15 protein-coding genes, 1 CRISPR repeat array and 1 riboswitch are annotated in these 17,352 nt (G+C 60.4%); of the genes, 10 read left to right on the top strand and 5 right to left on the bottom strand.

Annotated features, from left to right (window positions below):
* Nucleotides 1–100: 100 nt before the first annotated feature.
* The 9 genes from gcvT to SE16_RS08055 all read left to right on the top strand — a co-directional run bounded on the left by gcvT (nt 101) and on the right by SE16_RS08055 (nt 8,450).
* A complete protein-coding gene (gene gcvT, locus SE16_RS08095; protein WP_054492108.1) occupies nt 101–1,201 on the top strand; it encodes a glycine cleavage system aminomethyltransferase GcvT in 1,101 nt (366 codons plus the stop codon).
* Nucleotides 1,202–1,282: 81 nt separating this feature from the next.
* Complete coding sequence (gene gcvH / locus SE16_RS08090; protein WP_054492107.1) at nt 1,283–1,669, top strand: glycine cleavage system protein GcvH; 387 nt, start codon at nt 1,283–1,285, stop codon at nt 1,667–1,669.
* A 16-nt stretch (nt 1,670–1,685) separates the two neighbouring features.
* Complete coding sequence (gene gcvPA / locus SE16_RS08085; RefSeq protein WP_054492106.1) at nt 1,686–3,035, top strand: aminomethyl-transferring glycine dehydrogenase subunit GcvPA; 1,350 nt, start codon at nt 1,686–1,688, stop codon at nt 3,033–3,035.
* A gap of 3 nt (nt 3,036–3,038) precedes the next feature.
* Nucleotides 3,039–3,482, top strand: coding sequence for a restriction endonuclease (locus SE16_RS08080; protein WP_054492105.1), 444 nt, complete (start codon nt 3,039–3,041; stop codon nt 3,480–3,482).
* Between the two features lie 17 nt (nt 3,483–3,499).
* Nucleotides 3,500–4,990, top strand: coding sequence for an aminomethyl-transferring glycine dehydrogenase subunit GcvPB (gcvPB, locus tag SE16_RS08075; protein WP_054492104.1), 1,491 nt, complete (start codon nt 3,500–3,502; stop codon nt 4,988–4,990).
* 74 nt (nt 4,991–5,064) lie between these two features.
* The gene (locus SE16_RS08070; RefSeq protein ID WP_054492103.1) at nt 5,065–5,442 is read left to right on the top strand and encodes a VanZ family protein; all 378 of its coding nucleotides are present in this window, start codon (nt 5,065–5,067) and stop codon (nt 5,440–5,442) included.
* A 106-nt stretch (nt 5,443–5,548) separates the two neighbouring features.
* The gene (locus tag SE16_RS08065; protein WP_054492102.1) at nt 5,549–6,136 is read left to right on the top strand and encodes an RNA polymerase sigma factor; all 588 of its coding nucleotides are present in this window, start codon (nt 5,549–5,551) and stop codon (nt 6,134–6,136) included.
* 5 nt (nt 6,137–6,141) lie between these two features.
* A complete protein-coding gene (locus SE16_RS08060) occupies nt 6,142–7,779 on the top strand; it encodes a peptide ABC transporter substrate-binding protein (RefSeq protein ID WP_054492101.1) in 1,638 nt (545 codons plus the stop codon).
* Between the two features lie 20 nt (nt 7,780–7,799).
* Entirely contained in the window at nt 7,800–8,450 is a 651-nt protein-coding gene (locus SE16_RS08055) for an alpha/beta hydrolase (RefSeq protein WP_060687460.1), read from the top strand.
* Between the two features lie 5 nt (nt 8,451–8,455).
* Here SE16_RS08055 and SE16_RS08050 read toward each other — a convergent pair whose 3' ends face one another.
* Together SE16_RS08050 and SE16_RS15965 are read right to left on the bottom strand one after the other, a co-directional pair.
* Nucleotides 8,456–8,866 (bottom strand): CBS domain-containing protein, encoded by a 411-nt coding sequence (locus tag SE16_RS08050; RefSeq protein WP_082374374.1) that lies wholly within the window; start codon nt 8,864–8,866, stop codon nt 8,456–8,458.
* A gap of 139 nt (nt 8,867–9,005) precedes the next feature.
* Nucleotides 9,006–9,434: a zinc ribbon domain-containing protein gene (locus SE16_RS15965; RefSeq protein WP_054493742.1), complete on the bottom strand. Its 429-nt coding sequence runs from the start codon at nt 9,432–9,434 to the stop codon at nt 9,006–9,008.
* A gap of 187 nt (nt 9,435–9,621) precedes the next feature.
* Here SE16_RS15965 and lepA point away from each other — a divergent pair, with 187 nt between their 5' ends.
* Nucleotides 9,622–11,436, top strand: coding sequence for a translation elongation factor 4 (lepA, locus tag SE16_RS08040; protein ID WP_054493741.1), 1,815 nt, complete (start codon nt 9,622–9,624; stop codon nt 11,434–11,436).
* Nucleotides 11,437–11,508: 72 nt separating this feature from the next.
* On the opposite strand, the gene SE16_RS08035 is transcribed toward lepA, so the two are convergent.
* From SE16_RS08035 to uvrC, 3 genes are read right to left on the bottom strand one after another with little or no spacing between them, the layout of a single operon-like run.
* Nucleotides 11,509–12,264, bottom strand: a complete 756-nt coding sequence (locus SE16_RS08035; protein WP_054493740.1) for a class I SAM-dependent methyltransferase — start codon at nt 12,262–12,264, stop codon at nt 11,509–11,511.
* 3 nt (nt 12,265–12,267) lie between these two features.
* The gene (locus SE16_RS08030) at nt 12,268–12,909 is read right to left on the bottom strand and encodes a DUF1684 domain-containing protein (RefSeq protein WP_082374372.1); all 642 of its coding nucleotides are present in this window, start codon (nt 12,907–12,909) and stop codon (nt 12,268–12,270) included.
* A 14-nt stretch (nt 12,910–12,923) separates the two neighbouring features.
* A complete protein-coding gene (gene uvrC, locus SE16_RS08025; protein ID WP_054493739.1) occupies nt 12,924–14,786 on the bottom strand; it encodes an excinuclease ABC subunit UvrC in 1,863 nt (620 codons plus the stop codon).
* 190 nt (nt 14,787–14,976) lie between these two features.
* Nucleotides 14,977–16,694: a CRISPR direct-repeat array (repeat unit 37 nt; unit sequence CTTTCAGTATCCCCTGCGGATCGAATACGGCTGAAAG).
* A gap of 392 nt (nt 16,695–17,086) precedes the next feature.
* Nucleotides 17,087–17,231: riboswitch (cobalamin riboswitch) on the top strand.
* Nucleotides 17,232–17,352 lie beyond the last annotated feature (121 nt).

The raw sequence follows: 17,352 nt of genomic DNA, 5'->3' as shown, positions 1-17,352 counted from the left end.
TTATACAGGGCGCGTCTAGAATGGCGGCGACGTATCCAAGCCATCCGGCTTTTTTTCCACCTGTGGAACAATCGAAAGAGCCTACTCCACGGAGGAGTGTATGAGCAACGAAACCCTACGCCGCACACCGCTGTACGAGACCCACCTCGCCATGGGCGCACGCATGGTGCCGTTTGGCGGTTGGGAAATGCCGGTGCAATACACCAGCATTATTGACGAGCACCTGGCTGTTCGTCGTGCAGCCGGTCTTTTCGACGTTAGCCACATGGGCGAATTTGAATTCAAAGGCCCCAATGCACGCCGCGCTGTGCAATACCTCACAGCCAACGATGTTGAAAAACTGACCCCCGGAAAAGCGCAGTACTCCATGTTCCTGAACGAATCAGGCGGCACGGTGGATGACATCATCGTGTATGAGATTGCCGACGACCACTACCTCATCGTGGTCAACGCCGCCAACATTGAAAAAGACTGGAATCACGTCAACCGCATTCTTGCCGATTTTGACGGCGTTGAAGCCCGCAATCGGAGTGATGAGTTTGCCTTGTTGGCGTTCCAGGGACCCAAAGCGGCTGAAATCTTGCAACGCCTCACCGACACCGACCTCACGAGCGTGAAATTCTACCATCATATACGTACCACCGTCGCCGGACATGTCGTCATGTTGGCGCGGACGGGCTACACCGGCGAAGACGGCTTTGAACTCTTTGTCGCGCCGGATGAAGCCGCCGACCTCTGGAACGCCTTGCTGGACGCCGGGCGCGATGAAGGCGTGCTCCCCGCCGGCTTGGGTGCGCGTGATACCCTGCGCCTCGAAGCCTCGTTGCCGCTCTACGGGCACGAACTTGACGAAGAAACCTCGCCCCTCGAAGCCGGTTTGGGGCGCTTTGTCGCCAAAGAAGGCGACTACGTCGGCGCGGAAGCCACCCGCCGCTTGCGCGAAACCGGCTTGCGCAAGAAACTCGTCATGCTCGAAATGCGCGGGCGCGGCATTCCTCGCCAGGGCTACCCCGTCCAGGTTGACGGCGAAACCGTGGGCGTCGTGACGAGCGGTTCCTATGCGCCCTTCCTCGAAAAAAATATCGCCATGGCGTTTGTGCGACCCGACCTTGCCGAGATTGGGCGGCAAGTGGATGTACTCATCCGCAATCGCCCGGTGGCGGCTGAAATCGTGAAACGCCCGTTTTACAAGCGCCAATAAAACGCCCGCTGCCTGTGGGTGTTCTGTGGGCTGATGTGTTGTGCAACCAAACACGATATCAAGACAAGAAAGGAGCGCACCATGAGCAACATCCCGAATGATCGTCTCTACACCGAAGAACACGAATGGGCGAAACAAGAAGGCGACCTTGTTGTGATTGGCATTACCGACTACGCCCAGCATGAATTGGGCGACGTGGTCTATGTCGAATTGCCCGACGTGGGCGAAACCATTGAAAAGGGGCGACCTTTTGGCGTTGTGGAAAGCGTCAAAGCCGCAAGCGACCTCTATGCTCCCGTCAGCGGCGAAGTCGTCGAAATCAACACAGCGCTTGACGCCAGCCCTGAACTGGTCAACCGGGACCCCTACGGCGAGGGCTGGATGATCAAGGTGCGCCCATCGAACTGGGACGAAGAAAGCGCCACCCTCATGGACGCCGACGCATACGCAGCGCATATCGGCGCGTAAGGCAAGGAGGCCAACCATGCGGTACACACCCCATACCGACGCCGAGCGGCGCGAAATGCTTGCCGCCATCGGCGTCGAACGGATTGAAGACCTGTTTGCCGATATTCCCGAAGCGGTACGGTTTCCGACACTCAACCTGCCCGATGGCTTGAGCGAGCCTGAAATCCAGCGCTTGTTTGCTGACATCGCGGCGCAAAATGTCACGGTTGACCGTCATCCCACCTTCCTCGGCGCAGGCGCGTACTACCACTACACCCCCGCCGTCATTCCGCACCTGCTCTTTCGGGGAGAATTTTACACCGCCTACACACCCTATCAGCCGGAAATCAGCCAGGGCACGCTGCAAACCATCTTTGAATTCCAGACGATGGTTTGCCAGTTGCTCGGCATGGACGTGGCGAACGCGTCCATGTACGACGGTTCAACCGCCCTTGCCGAAGCCGCGCTGATGGCGGTGCGCCTGAGCCGCTCGAAACGCACGCGCATTCTGGTCAGCCGCGCCATTCATCCCGAATACCGCGCCGTGCTCGCCACGTACACGCAGGGCATGGATATCGAACTGGTCGAAATTCCCTTCGACCCACACACCGGCGTGACCGACGTTGCCGCGGTGCAAGCCGCCGCCGACGCCAACACCGCCGCCTTGCTCGTGCAGTATCCCAACTTCTTTGGGCAAATCGAACCCATGCCGGCGCTTAGCGATGCCATTCATGCCGCCGGCGGGCTTTTCGTGGTCAGCGCCGACCCCGTGGCGGTCGCCATGCTCAAACCCCCTGGCGAGTTTGGCGCCGACATTGTGACCGCCGAAGGGCAACCGCTGGGCATTCCGCTCTTCTACGGCGGTCCCTACGTGGGGCTGTTCGCCACGCGCCAAAAATACGTCCGCCAGATGCCTGGGCGTATCGCCGGTGAGACGGTGGACGTGGACGGTCGGCGCGGGTTCGTGCTCACCCTGCAAGCCCGCGAACAGCATATCCGCCGTGAAAAAGCCACCAGCAACATTTGCACCAACGAAGCCCTGATTGCGACGGCTGTCACCATTTACATGGCGGCGGTCGGGCGCAACGGGCTGAAGCAGGTGGCGAACCTCTGCTACCACAAGGCGCACTACCTGGCGAACCAACTGGCGCAACTGGACGGCTTCTCACTCGCGTTTGAAGGGCACTTCATGCGCGAATTTGCCGTGCGCACACCGCGCCCGGCGGCGGAAATCAACCGCTATTTGTGGGAAGAGCACGGGATCATTGGCGGCTACGACCTCGGGCGCGATTATCCCGAACTCGCTAACCATTGGTTGCTGACCGCCACCGAAATGAACACGCGCGAGGAGATTGACCGCCTGATTGACGCATTGCGGGCATTGTAAGCCATGAACGAACAGGAATTGCGCGCGCTCATGCGCGACATTACCCTTGAACAAATGCAAACCTTGCCGTCGGCGACCTTCAAGCAGATGATTGCCCTGTTGTTGCGTTCGTTGGGCTTTCGCGCCGACCCCGACGCCGACACCGAAGTCGAAGGCGTGGACATGCTGGCGTGGGATGTTGAAGGCAAGCCCTGGGTGGTGCTTCTGCGCCGCGACCTCGCCGTGCTCGATGAACCTGTGGCGGCGCAATTCGTGCGTGATTTGCATGAAACCTACGGCATTGAGCGCGGTATCATGGTCACGTGCGGCACGCTCACGCCCGAAGCGCGCGCCTGGACAACGCGCGCCCACGTCTATCTCTGGGGGGCTGACCGCTTGCAGAAAATGTTACAACTCGCTGGCGGCAAGCGCTGGAAAATAGAAGCAGAAAACGGGGGGCACTCATGACCCAAACAGCAATACCCATGCACACAGCCGAAGACGAAACCTACGGCTTTGTTCCACGTGAAGGGGTACTCTTCGAGCGGAGCGCCGAAGGGCGCACTGGTGTTGAACTGCCGCCGCTCGATGTCCCCGAAGCCGATTTGCCCCCGGCGGAGTTTGTGCGCGATGAACTTCCCTTGCCCCAAGTCAGCGAGTTGGATGTGGTGCGCCACTTCACGCGCCTGTCGCAGTACAACTTTGCTGTGGACTTGGGCTTCTATCCGCTGGGGTCTTGCACGATGAAGTACAACCCCAAAATCAACGACGCCATCGCCAATTGGCCGGCGTTCTCGCACCTGCACCCCTATCAGGATGAAAGCACCGTGCAGGGGGCGTTGCGGCTCATGTACGAATTGCAGGAATGGCTGGCAGAAATCGCCGGCTTGCCTGCGGTGACGTTGCAGCCGTCCGCCGGCGCACATGGCGAACTCACCGGCGCGCTCATCATCCACGCCTATCACGCCAAACAGGGGCGTCAGCGCAAACACATGCTCATCCCCGACTCGGCGCACGGAACGAACCCCGCCACCGCCGCCATGGTGGGCTACGAAACCGTCACCATCCCCACCGGCGCGGACGGCAATCTCGACCTCGACGCGCTCAAACGCACGCTCGACGAACTGGGCGAAGACGTGGCGGGCTTGATGATTACCAACCCCAGCACTCTGGGGTTGTTCGAGGAACACATCCTCGATATTGCCGAGGCGGTGCACGCCGTGGGCGGCTTGATTTACATGGACGGCGCCAACATGAACGCCATGGTCGGCGTTGCCAAGCCGGGCGACCTGGGCATGGACATTCTGCACTACAACTTGCATAAAACGTTCAGCGTGCCCCACGGTGGCGGTGGACCCGGCGCCGGCGCCACGGCTGTACGTGCCGACCTGGCTCGCTTCTTGCCGGTGCCCGTTGTCGCCAAAGATGGCGACCGCTACTACCTGGATTACGACCGCCCCGACAGCATCGGGCGCGTGCGGGCGTTTTACGGCAACTTCAACAACATGGTGCGTGGCTACGTCTACATGCGCGCGTTGGGCGGCAATGGGCTGACCGAAATGACCAAGGACGCCGTGCTCAACGCCAACTACGTGCGCGCGCAGTTGAAAGGCGTCTATCATTTGCCGTTCGACCGCATTTGCAAGCACGAAGTTGTTTTCAGCGGGCAATGGCAAGCCGAACGCTACGGCGTGCGCACGCTCGACATTGCCAAGCGGCTCATTGACTACGGCATCCATCCGCCGACGATTTACTTCCCGCTCACCGTGCCGGAAGCGATGATGATTGAACCGACCGAAACGGAATCGAAGCAGACGCTCGACCGCTTCATCGCCGTCATGAAGCAAATTGCGCGCGAAGCGGAAGAGACGCCCGAGGTGGTGAAATCGGCGCCCCACCGCACACCCGTCCGCCGCCTTGATGAAGCCCGCGCTGCACGCCAGCCTGTCTTGCGCTGGACGCCACCCGCCGAATAAGCCATACCGACGCCCTGTCGGGTTGTGGAGACCTGGCAGGGCGTCTTCCTCACCGCAACCGCAAGGAGCAGCCTATGTCCCGCAAGCATCTCTTGTTGCTCTTCTGGCTTGTTGGCATTCTCTTTCCCATGGCGCTCTTCACGCGCTACTCCGCCACGTACAACCGCTGGTTCCAAACCGTCTTTACGCCCGAATGGACCCACGTAGTCATGCATGCGTTTCTCTACGCCGTCCTGGCGGTCTTGCTGGCACGCACACTCCCACCCCGTTTTTGCCACCCCTTCTGGCTGCTGACGCTGGTATTGCTGGTGGCGTGCCTGCAAGAAGGCGTGCAACTCATCTACACCGCCTCACTTCCCGGACGGGATGAACTGTTCGACATCGGCGTGGACCTAATAGGCGGGAGCGTCGGCGTCTTGCTGGCGCAGAAACGTTTGCCCTTGCTGGAATGAGGCTGACAAGACATTTGCCTGTGTGGCAAGGCTTTCTATAATCTCGGAACGCTCTCGCCTGAAAGAGCGCCCGATGAGACTGTGTGAGCACAACAGGGAGCGGACAATGGGGTCTCAACCGACGGATATCGAGTTGGTGAAGAGAACCCGCGCTGGTGATTTTGACGCCTTTGCGGCACTCTATCTGCGCTATGCGCGGTCAATTTTTCGCGTCATCTACGCCATGACGCAAGATCGTGCAGCGGCGGAAGATTTGTTGCAGGAAACGTTCTTTCGCGTCTATCGCAATCTGGATCGCATTGATGAATCGGTGGACTCGTTGCAACCGTGGCTCTATCGCATCGCCATCAACCTGACAAACAACTGGCTCACCCGTACACCCAAAACAAGCCCGCTCGACAAGGTGAGCGAATGGTTCCAGCGGCACATTCACGTTTCACCCGACCACATCATCGAACGCGACGAGCGTGTCCGCGCCGTGCAGGACGCCATCGCCAAATTGGACGAAAAGCATCGCATCGTCGTGGTGCTCTACTACCTGCAAGAATTGCCGCTCGAAGAGATTGCCGGCATTCTCAATTTGCCGGTCGGCACGGTCAAGTCGCGGCTCTACCATGCCCGCCGCCAACTCAAAGACCACCTGCAAGCCGACCAACGCATCAGCGTGCCGCAAACGGCGCTTTCTGCTTCTTGAACGCTATGCGCTCCCTCGTGCGTCATGCGTGGCTTGTGGCGCTTCTGCTGCTTGTGCATTGCACCCCCTTGCAACGCGAAACCACCCCCGCCACACTCGACTTGCCGTTGTTGGGTTTGCCCGCCACCCTTGACCCCGCGCTGGCGCAGGACGACCTTTCGCTGTTGCTTGTCAATCTGGTGCATGCCGGCCTGACGCGCTACGACCCGGAGACCGCTACCATCGTCCCCGATTTGGCGACCGAGTGGCGCGCTAGTACGAACGGGCGCATTTACACCTTCCGCCTGCAAACCGGCTTGCAGTGGCGCGATGTGCAGGGCAACCCGGTGGCCTCTTTCAGCGCCGATGACGTGGTCGCCTCGCTCCGTCGCGCCTGCGCCCCCTCGACGCGCGCCCCGTTTGTTGAAGCCCTCTTCATCATCGAAGGGTGCCGCGACGTGTACGAAAGCCAGGACATCGTGGACCTGGCGAGTGTAGGCGTGCGGGCGCTCGACCCGCAAACCGTCGAAATTGACCTCGTGCGTCCGGGGGCTGATTTGCCCGCCGTGCTCTCGTTGCCGATTGCCCGCCCCCTTCCCCAGAACGCCATTGCGGCGGGCAATGTGGGCTGGCAGTCGCCTGAACGCTTGCAAAGCATCGGTCCTTACGTTTTCACCGCCTGGTTGCCCCCCGACACCATCAGCCTGACACGCAACCCAACCTACCCGGCTGAGCGGCAGCCACGCACCCCCGACATCATCAACTTCTCTTTGACCACAGACGCCCTCGCCGATTACCGCGCGGGGCTTTTTGACCGCCTGGCGCTCCCCGCCGAAGCCGTGCCCGCCGTCCAGACGGATGACACCCTGCGCGAGCAACTTTCGCTTGTCGAACAATCCTGCACCGTGGGCATCGGGTTCACCACCGTCAAGCCGCCGGTTGACCGTGTGCGTGTGCGGCGCGCCCTTGCGGCGGCGATTGACCGCTCTCTGCTGGTGCGCCAGTCGCCGGGCGATCGTGTCGCTGCGTCCTCGCTCGCGCCCGCGGCGTTGTTTGGCGCCACCGAACCGACCGGCGTCGCGTATGACACGGCGCAAGCCCGCACATGGCTGGCGCAGGCGGGGTATCCGCGCGGTTTGGGCTTTCCCACGTTGCAACTCGCCACACCCGACATCCCCGAATGGGTGGATGTGGCGAACGCCGTTGCCTCAATGTGGCGTACCACGCTTGACATAACCGTCAACGTGGTGCCGCTTCCCGCCGACGAGTACGAAGCCCATCTGGACCGCACCATTCCCTTGCCCGAAATCGCGCATGCCTGGCTTTTTGAATGGTGCTCGCCCGTGCCGGACTTGCACGAGTGGTACTATGCGCCTTTCCATTGTGAAGCCAGCCAGAACCACTGGCGGCGATTGTGCGGTGAATTTGATGACGTGGTGGAAAGCGCCATGAATGAGCAAGACCCCACCGCCCGCATGGACCTCTACCGTCAGGCGCACACGCTCATCACAGTGGAAGAAGCGGCGCACGTGCCGCTTTTCCACCGCGCGCAGGCGCTGCTGACCCAACCGTGGGTGCGTGGGCGCATCGCGCCCGCCGGCGGCTGGAATCCGCGCACCTGGCAACTCGACATGCGCGCAAAGCAAAAAGCACGCACCCCTTGAACCAGACCGCGGAGTCGCCCATGCTGAACGAAACACCCATCGCCTTTGAAACCGAAGACGGGCTTTTGCTGTCCGGGCGCGTTGTGCGCCCCGCGGCGGAAATCTCCCCCCGCGGCGGCGTCGTAGTGGCGCATCCCCATCCGCTCTACGGTGGTTCTATGGAAACGCCGCTGGTGGTCGCCTTGGCGCAGACGCTGGCGAGCGCCGGCTTTGTGGTGGTGCGCTTCAACTTTCGCGGCGTGGGAGAAAGCGAAGGCGCATTTGGCGGGGGCGAAGCCGAAGAAGCCGACATTGTCGCCGCGGTGCAGGCGCTTGGCGCGCAGCCGGGCGTGCCGCGCGATCGCCGCGCCCTGGTGGGATACAGTTTTGGCGCGTGGGTGGGCTTGCGCGCCTTGCCGCGTGTGCAGAGCGTCAAGGCGTTTGCCGGCATCGGGACGCCGCTCTGGCATCTTTCACCCGCCACATTCACCCAGGACGAACGCCCGCGCTTGCTCATCACGGGCGAATACGATGACATCTCGCCGCCCCATGTCTTGCAGAGCATGGCGTTGGGGGCGGCGCATGTGCAGGTGCACACCATCCCCCACGCCGACCATGCGTACAGCGGCGAGCACACCCAAACCGTTGGGCGGCTGGTGCGCGATTTTTTGGAGCAGGTGCTTTTGGCGTAAGCGGTTCAGGCGTTGGCGCTCTCGTCGCCTTCCGCCATCTCGCGTACCACGTCCGTCATGCTTAACACGCCGATAGGGTGTTTGCCGTTTTCGTCTTCTTCCACCACCACAAGGCGGTGTACCCGCAAACGCGCCATCAAATCGCACGCTTCTTCCAGCGGCGTATCCGGCGTGACCGTGAGCACGTTGCGAATCATGGCGTGTTCCGCCACCATCTCTTCCCACTCAGGACGATACGCCCGCAGGGTGACCAGGTCGGTCTGGCTGAGAATGCCCGCCAGGTATCCGTCGTCGTCCAGCACAATGAGCGCGCTCACGTCGTTTTCACGCATGCGGCGGGCGCAACGACGAATGGGCGTTTGAGGGTGGCACGAAATCACACGGTGGCTCATCACATCGGCAACTCTCTTCGGCATAGCGCACCTCCTTGGGCGACTTACGGGTTGAAAGGGGTATGGATACATTCATGGTATGGCACATTGCGCCGCAGGGCAAGCCGCAGCCATGGAAAAAGCCCCCGCGTGTGCGGGGGCTGGCGATGTGGTGCGTGTATGCTTACGTGCCGCAGTAGGGGCAGACGTTCCATTCCAGGCGCATCAACTTGCCGCAATTGGCGCATTTGTTCTTCAAGCGTGTAGCGCAGTTCGGGCAGACCAGGAAGTCGTCGCGCACAGGAGTGTGGCACGATGGGCAGACCTGGCGGTCTTCGATTTCTTGCAGCAAGGCTTCTTCTTCGAGTGAACGCTCGTATTGCTCCGCCAGCGTTTCGCGGGGGCGCAGCAACAGGTAGAGCGGTACGCCGAAAATGTTGAAGACGGCTACCAGCAGCACCGCCAGCAAAATGGCAAAAATATCGCGTGTGCGGGCGCGAATATCGTTGTATGTCCAGATGACCAGACTGACCCAGAGCGCCAGCCCAAACGCAGTGAAAAATGCAATCGTTGCTTGAATCAGTACGCTGATATTGACGGGTAGATTTTCCATGAGCCCCAAGTCTCCTTTTTCACGTTGATCCGTGAAGTCAATCACGCTCAAACGGCGCGGATTATAGCAAAGAGCGCCTATTCGTGCGAATATGGCGCAAAGAGAATTCGCATTTTGGGCAATCAACACTATACTGTGGCAAGACCCAAGAGGATGAGACCCTTTGTTGGCAGGTGGTGAGACGCACATGGACCAGAAACACATTCGCAATTTTTGCATCATTGCCCATATTGACCACGGAAAAAGCACGCTCGCCGACCGTTTGCTGGTGGCGACCGGCACCATTACCGAGCGCGATATGAAAGAGCAAGTGCTCGACGATATGGACCTGGAGCGTGAGCGCGGCGTGACTATCAAAGCCAGCGCCGTGCGCATGCTCTACACCGCACCGGACGGCGAAACCTACGAACTCAACCTGATTGACACGCCGGGGCACGTGGACTTTACCTACGAAGTGCGCCGCGCCCTGCAAGCCGCCGAAGGCGCCATCCTGGTGGTGGACGCCACACAGGGCATCGAAGCCCAGACGCTGGCGAACCTCTACATGGCGCTCGACGCCAACCTGGAAATTATTCCCGTTGTCAACAAGATTGACTTGCCCGCCGCACAGCCGGAACTCGTGGCGGAAGAAATCGAAAACCTGCTCGGCTTCCCCGCCGAAGAGGTGATCCCTGTTTCCGCCAAGACGGGCGAGAACGTGGAGCAGGTGCTGCAAGCCGTGGTGGAAAAGGTGCCGCCGCCGTCCGGCGACCCCGACGCGCCTTTGCGTGCGCTCGTGTTCGATAGCCACTACGACCCCTACAAGGGCGTTATTGCCTATGTGCGTGTGGTGGATGGCGCCCTTGCCACCAACCAGAAACTGCGCCTGATGGCGGCGGGGATTGACATTGAAGCACTCGAAATTGGCACGTTCAGCCCGCGCATGACCCCCACCGACCGCCTGGAAACGGGTGAAGTGGGATACGTGGCCACGGGCTTGAAAGAGGTGCAGGACGTGCGCGTCGGCGATACGATTACACTGGCGAACAAGCCCGCGGCGGAACCATTGCCGGGCTACGAGCCGGCCAAACCGATGGTCTTTGCGGGTATCTATCCCGTGGACAATGAAGATTATCTCGACCTGCGCGATGCGCTTGACAAACTGCGCCTGAACGATGCCGCGCTGGTCTATGAGCCGGAAAACAGCGCCGCGTTGGGGCAGGGCTTCCGCGTTGGGTTTCTGGGATTGTTCCACATGGAAATTGTGCAAGAGCGCCTCGAACGTGAGTACAACCTGAACTTGATTGCGACGGCGCCCAGCGTGGTCTATCGCGTGGTGCTCACCAATGGGGAAGAAATCGAGATTGATAGCCCCGCCGAACTGCCCGACCCCAGCAAAATCGAGGAAATTTTGGAACCGTGGATGCGCGTCCAAATCTGGACGCCCAGCGACTACATTGGGCCTATCATGGAGTTGGTGACCAATCGGCGCGGCGTTTTCGAGAAGATGGAGTATCTGGACGAAAAGCGCGTTTTGCTCACCTATCAGCTGCCGCTGAGCGAGCTCATTGTGGACTTCTACGATCAGCTCAAAAGCCGCACGCGCGGCTACGCTTCCATGGATTACCAATTCAGCGGCTATCAGCCCGGCGACCTGGTGAAGCTGGATATCCTGGTCAACGAGCAACCTGTGGATGCGCTCAGTATCATTGTGCACCGTGACCAGGCGTACGAAAAAGGCTCGGCGCTGGTGCGGCGGCTCAAAGAAGTCATCCCGCGCCAGCAATTCAAGGTGCCCATTCAAGCCGCGATTGGGCGGCGGGTGATTGCCCGCCAGACGGTGCCCGCCCTGCGCAAAGACGTGCTCGCCAAGTGCTACGGCGGCGACGTGACGCGCAAGCGCAAGTTGCTCGAAAAGCAGAAAGAGGGCAAAAAGCGCTTGAAGAAGTTGGGCAATGTGGAAATTCCACAGGAAGCTTTTATGGCGGTGCTCAAAATCGGCGGCGACGACAACAAGAAATAAATCGCGCCTGTTGAACGAACCGAACGCGCCTGCACGCCACATGCAGGCGCGTTTTGCTATTGTGTGGCATGGTTAGCCGGCCGGCTTCCGCACGACCCACACTTGCACGGGGCTGGCGTCGGTCAGCGGTTCATCGTTGAACCCACCGTAGACCGCTTCGATGAAGAAGCCCGTGGCTTCCAGCATGGCGCGTACTTCGCGCGGCCAAAACCAGCCGCGCTGTTCCATGCGGTGCCGCCGTGTGCGGGTGAAGCCCTCGGCGTCCACCTCTTCTTCCACAATGTGGCGCGTCTCAATTTGCGCCACCACGTCGTAGGCGCGCCGTTCCCACACATGCCGCACGCCCCCGCCATCCAGTGGGGTGCTTTTCCGCCAGATGAGGGTTTGCCCGGTGGGCAGCAGGTAGGGGGCGATGGCGTGCATGTCGGGCAGGGGCAGGTCGAACATGAATTTGCCGCCCACCTGCAACAAGCCGTGTACGTGGCGCAAGAAGCGCATGATCGCCTCGTAGGTGAGCAGACGCGCCAGCCGCCCTTCGGGCAAAAAGAGCATGCCGGGGCGAAAAGGCAAGCGCACGGTTTCCCACGCCGCCGTCAGAATCTCCACAGGCAGGTGGCGCTCCTGCGCGAAAGCGTGCAACGCTTGCAGGAGCCCGGCGTCTTCGCCGACCGCCACCATGCGGATTTGCTGGTCGGCGAGGGTGAGGGTGTAGCGCCCATGCGCCACGCCCAATTCGACAACCGGTTCGGGCATGCGGCGGGCGTGGCGGTAGTAGCAACGCACATCATCGGCGACATCGTCGGGGTGGGGAATGATGAAGCGCGGCATCGGCTACACCTCGTCTGGTTGGGTGGTGTGGGCGGAAAAGGCTTTTTCGCCGGCGCGAATGGGCACGCGCAACCAGTTTTCCATGGGCGGCAGTGGGCAACTCCATTGGTCGCTGTAGGCGCAAAACGGGTTGTAGGCCAGGTTGAAATCCACCAGCACGGTGTTGTCGTCCAGCAGGACGGGTTCCAGATAGCGCCCTGCGCCGTAGGTTTCGGAGCCGCTGGTGGCGTCGCGGAAGGGCAGGAAGAGGGCGCCGCTCCGCACGTCGCGGTAAATCGCCAGGCGGGTGGGCTCGCCGTCCACCTCGAACGAGACGTAGCCCAACCGCTCGTACACCTGCTCATCGCCGGTGCTGGTTTGCATGACAATGCGCTCGCCCGAGGGGTCGCGTTCCAGCGGGAGCACCAACCGCAAGGTGCGGTTGGGCGGATAGTACGCCAGCCCCTGGAATGTGGCGCGCACGTCGGGCGGCAGGGGGGAGCGTGGGTCTTCCTTGAAGAAGCGGTCTTTTTCGGCGCGGTTGGCGAGCAGCGCCGCGGTGTACGCCTCTTCGTCAATGGGCGAGCCCACTTCGTCGGTTGATTCACGCGGGCGCAGCGTCGGTTCGAGCCCGAGCGCGCGCCGCACTTTGCCCCAAATGCTCATGGCAACTCCTTTCTTCACGCGTCGTTGTTGAGCGTCCGCTTGACCAGTTCGGCGACCGCGCGCGTCATGCCGGGCACAGCCGCCAGTTCGTCCACGCTTGCCCGCCGAATCGCCTCGATACTCCCGAAATGGCGCAGGAGCCGCGCGCGACGCTTGGGACCAATGCCGGGGATATCTTCCAGCGAGGAGCGCAAGCCCGCTTTGCGGCGCAAGGTGCGCTGGTAGGAGACGGCGAAGCGGTGGGCTTCGTCGCGGGCGCGTTGGAGCAGGTGCAGGGCGGGCGAAGACCGATCGAGTTTGATGGGTTCGCTGACGCCGGGCATGAAGATTTCTTCTTCGCGCTTCGCCAGCGCAATCACCGGAACGGTGTCGCTCAACCCGAATTCATCCAGCACGGCGACGGCGGCGTTCAGTTGCCCTTTGCCCCCATCAATCACCATCAGGTCGGGCAGAATGCCCCATTTGTCGCCGCCGGGTTTGCGTTGCGCCTCGCGCCAGTTGTCCAATCGGCGGCGCAGCATCTCCTGCATGTTGGCAAAGTCATCATTGCGCTGGTGGCGCATTTTGAATTTGCGGTAGTCGCTTTTGCGGGGTTGTCCTTTCTCGAAAACGACCATGCTCCCCACCACATGTGTGCCCTGCATGTGGCTCACATCGTAGCACTCAATACGCACGGGGGGCTTGGGCAGGCTGAGCGCCTGTTGCAGTTCATCAATCGCCTCGGTTTGGCGGCGTTCCTGCACCGCCCAATGCGAGCGCAGGTGTTCCAGCGCTTCAACAGCGTTGGCGGTTGCCATTTCCACCAGCTCGCGCTGTTTGCCCCGGCGCGGCACACGCAGCACCACATCCGCGCCCCGTTTTTGCTTCAACCATTGGCGCACAATCGCCATCTCGTCCAGGTCGCGCGGCAGCAGAATTTCTTGGGGGATGGTGGCGGTCTGGTCGTAGAATTGCTGAATGAACGACTGCATCAGCTCGGCGTCTTCTTCGCCTTCCACGTTGTCCAGCGTAAACGTTTCGCGCCCGATGAGTTTGCCGTTGCGAATGAAAAAGACCTGCACCACGGCGTCGCGCTCATCACGGGCAAACGCGACCACATCCTGGTCGCCGCCGCCGACGTCCACCACCTTCTGCTGTTCGACGACACGGCGCAGCGCGGTGATTTGGTCGCGCAGAGCCGCCGCCCGCTCAAATTCCAGCGCCTCGGCGGCGGCGTACATCTCGCGTTCCAGGTCGCGCAACAGGGTGGCGTGGTCGCCGTCCAGAAAGTTCATCAGCTGCTGGATGAGGGCGCGGTATTCTTCCTGGCTGACCGCGCCGATACAGGGGGCGGCGCACAAGCCAATGTGGTAGTAGAGGCAGGCGCGTTCATCGTTGCCTGTGATGGTGCGGTTGCATGTCAGATACTTGAAGCGTTTGCGCAGAATATCCAGCGTCTCATGCACCGCCCACGCCGAGGTGTAAGGTCCGAAGTAGCGCGAGCCGTCGCGCACCATCTGGCGCGTCATCATCACTTTGGGGTAGGGTTCGTGCCAGGTGACGCGGATATAGGGGTAGCGTTTGTCATCTTTCAGGCGCACATTGTAGCGCGGCTGGTGTTGCTTGATGAGCGTGTTTTCCAGCAAGAGCGCTTCAAGTTCGCTGTCGGTAATCCAGGTTTCAATGGTTTCCACCTGGCTGGTCAGGCGGCGGATTTTGGGCACGCGCTGGCTGGCGGCGCTCCAATAGGAGCGCACACGGTTGCGCAGGTTCTTCGCCTTGCCGACATAGAGAATCTCGCCGGCGCGGTTCTTCATGAGGTAAACGCCGGGGCGTTTCGGCAGGGCGTCTAACTGCGGCTTGATATGGGCTGGAATCTCCTGCTTGCGTCGCGCCATCGTCTCCTCTCCTTGACACCACGCCTATTGTACTCGCCCCGGGGGTGAAAACAAAGCCCCTCAAACACCGCCGAAGGCGTGCGTTCTGTGGGGGTGCCCTTGTGGCGCGTGCGTTGCCCATGCAAAAAGCCCGCACGCGGCGGGCTGGCAACAAAAAAGGCTCCTGTTCGGGAGCCTGTGAGGGTGGGGAAACGGTGTATCCCCTGCGGATCGAATACGGCTGAAAGGATATTACGCCAGCCTCTCTCCGTGCAGCCGACAGCTTTCAGTATCCCCTGCGGATCGAATACGGCTGAAAGGCGACCAGTCCCGGCGCTCCTGAATGAAAACCTTTCTTTCAGTATCCCCTGCGGATCGAATACGGCTGAAAGGCCGCGCCCTCGCTTCACAACGAGCGCCATGATGTACCTTTCAGTATCCCCTGCGGATCGAATACGGCTGAAAGACGCTCGAACTCCCCCCGCCGGACCCCGCACACGTCCTTTCAGTATCCCCTGCGGATCGAATACGGCTGAAAGGACCGTACAGTCGCCTGAAACGTCTTACACGAGAACCTTTCAGTATCCCCTGCGGATCGAATACGGCTGAAAGCGGCGGAAACTCTATTTTATCGGTGGACTTATCGGCTTTCAGTATCCCCTGCGGATCGAATACGGCTGAAAGGCTGTGGCACGTCGTTTGGCGGGTGCTTTTGCTAGCTTTCAGTATCCCCTGCGGATCGAATACGGCTGAAAGTCCGTAAGCCGGACGTTCAAGCGCCACAACCACCACGTCTTTCAGTATCCCCTGCGGATCGAATACGGCTGAAAGGGCGGAATGGCATCTGCAAGGGCACGTATCCAGGACTTTCAGTATCCCCTGCGGATCGAATACGGCTGAAAGGTCGGACGATAGAGGAGCGGAACGAGATACGAGAGCTTTCAGTATCCCCTGCGGATCGAATACGGCTGAAAGATGGTGATAGTCGCCTGGGGGTCGCCGGGTACGGCGACTTTCAGTATCCCCTGCGGATCGAATACGGCTGAAAGAACAAACGACCAGGGAGGTGAAGCATGAGCGAAAAGCTTTCAGTATCCCCTGCGGATCGAATACGGCTGAAAGAGCATCGTCGCCGTCGGCATTGAAGCGCCGCATGTACTTTCAGTATCCCCTGCGGATCGAATACGGCTGAAAGCAATCAACAACCCACCTACCGCCACGGCGACCATGCCTTTCAGTATCCCCTGCGGATCGAATACGGCTGAAAGCAGCGGGCGTGCTGTCTACCATCAGTTCATTGCTGACTTTCAGTATCCCCTGCGGATCGAATACGGCTGAAAGCAAGCCGTGCCGCAGCCGAGACCTTGCGTCGAGGCACTTTCAGTATCCCCTGCGGATCGAATACGGCTGAAAGGCATCCGCCAACGTCTTTATCCACGTTGGAATATCGACTTTCAGTATCCCCTGCGGATCGAATACGGCTGAAAGGTTGCGGCATTGACGATATACAATTGACCACAGAACTTTCAGTATCCCCTGCGGATCGAATACGGCTGAAAGGCCAGCGCCGCCGCCGGTACGAACACGAAAAAAAAGACTTTCAGTATCCCCTGCGGATCGAATACGGCTGAAAGGGGTAGAGCTGGTAGGTGTCATCGAAGAAATCCGCCCTTTCAGTATCCCCTGCGGATCGAATACGGCTGAAAGCATGTCTCTATTTCTTCCAACTCCCGGGCAGAAGGGCTTTCAGTATCCCCTGCGGATCGAATACGGCTGAAAGCAGCACGGCGGGCGCGCTTTTCACGACACCCACGCGAGCTTTCAGTATCCCCTGCGGATCGAATACGGCTGAAAGATCTTGCCGGCCTTCTGGATGCTTTGGCGCTTGAGGACTTTCAGTATCCCCTGCGGATCGAATACGGCTGAAAGAGCGTGCGCTCAATCTGGCGCAACGATACCCAAAAGCCTTGCATGTGTCAAATCGCCGCGCAGCGCGCCTCTCAGTGGCTCGCCACACGCGCAAAACACCTTGTTTTATTCGCAAAATTCCTTTGACACACAAAGCATTTCGCAACCCACTCGCGTGGCAAAAACCCCCGTCGGGTTGCGAATTATTTTGTGATACAAAGTATGCGCAAATCTACGCATCAAACATACGCAAACTTCCTTTGTTTGCAAAATCAACCCGAACACGCTGACCAAACACCCGTTAGGTTGCGAACCCGTCTCGCTCAGCGTCGTTTTGCGCGCTGTTCGTGTCCCGCCGCTTGACGCCCGTTCGGTTTTTCTTACAATCGCGCCTGCTTTGACCTGTTGACAATTGCATATGGCTCGGTGCAGGTGCGCCAGTCGCCCGGATGCGCGGCGCACAATGGAGGAAGACCGGTGAAAGTCCGGCGCTGTCCCGCAACGGTAACACGCCCGCGAGCGTGAAGCCCGATACTCCGCCTGCACTGTGGCTCGTGTACCACCTTCGCGGAAAAGGGGGCCGAGCGTGTCGCTTCTCTCGCACGCAACCCGCCTTCCGGCGGGTTTTTCGTTTCTCCCCGGCGACTCTCCTCGCGAAGTCGCCTTTTTTGTTGTCGGC

Origin of the sequence: Ardenticatena maritima (genome assembly GCF_001306175.1) — a bacterium.
In the GTDB taxonomy this organism is placed as follows: Bacteria; Chloroflexota; Anaerolineae; order Ardenticatenales; family Ardenticatenaceae; genus Ardenticatena; species Ardenticatena maritima.
This window is presented reverse-complemented; position numbering and strand designations above follow the sequence as displayed.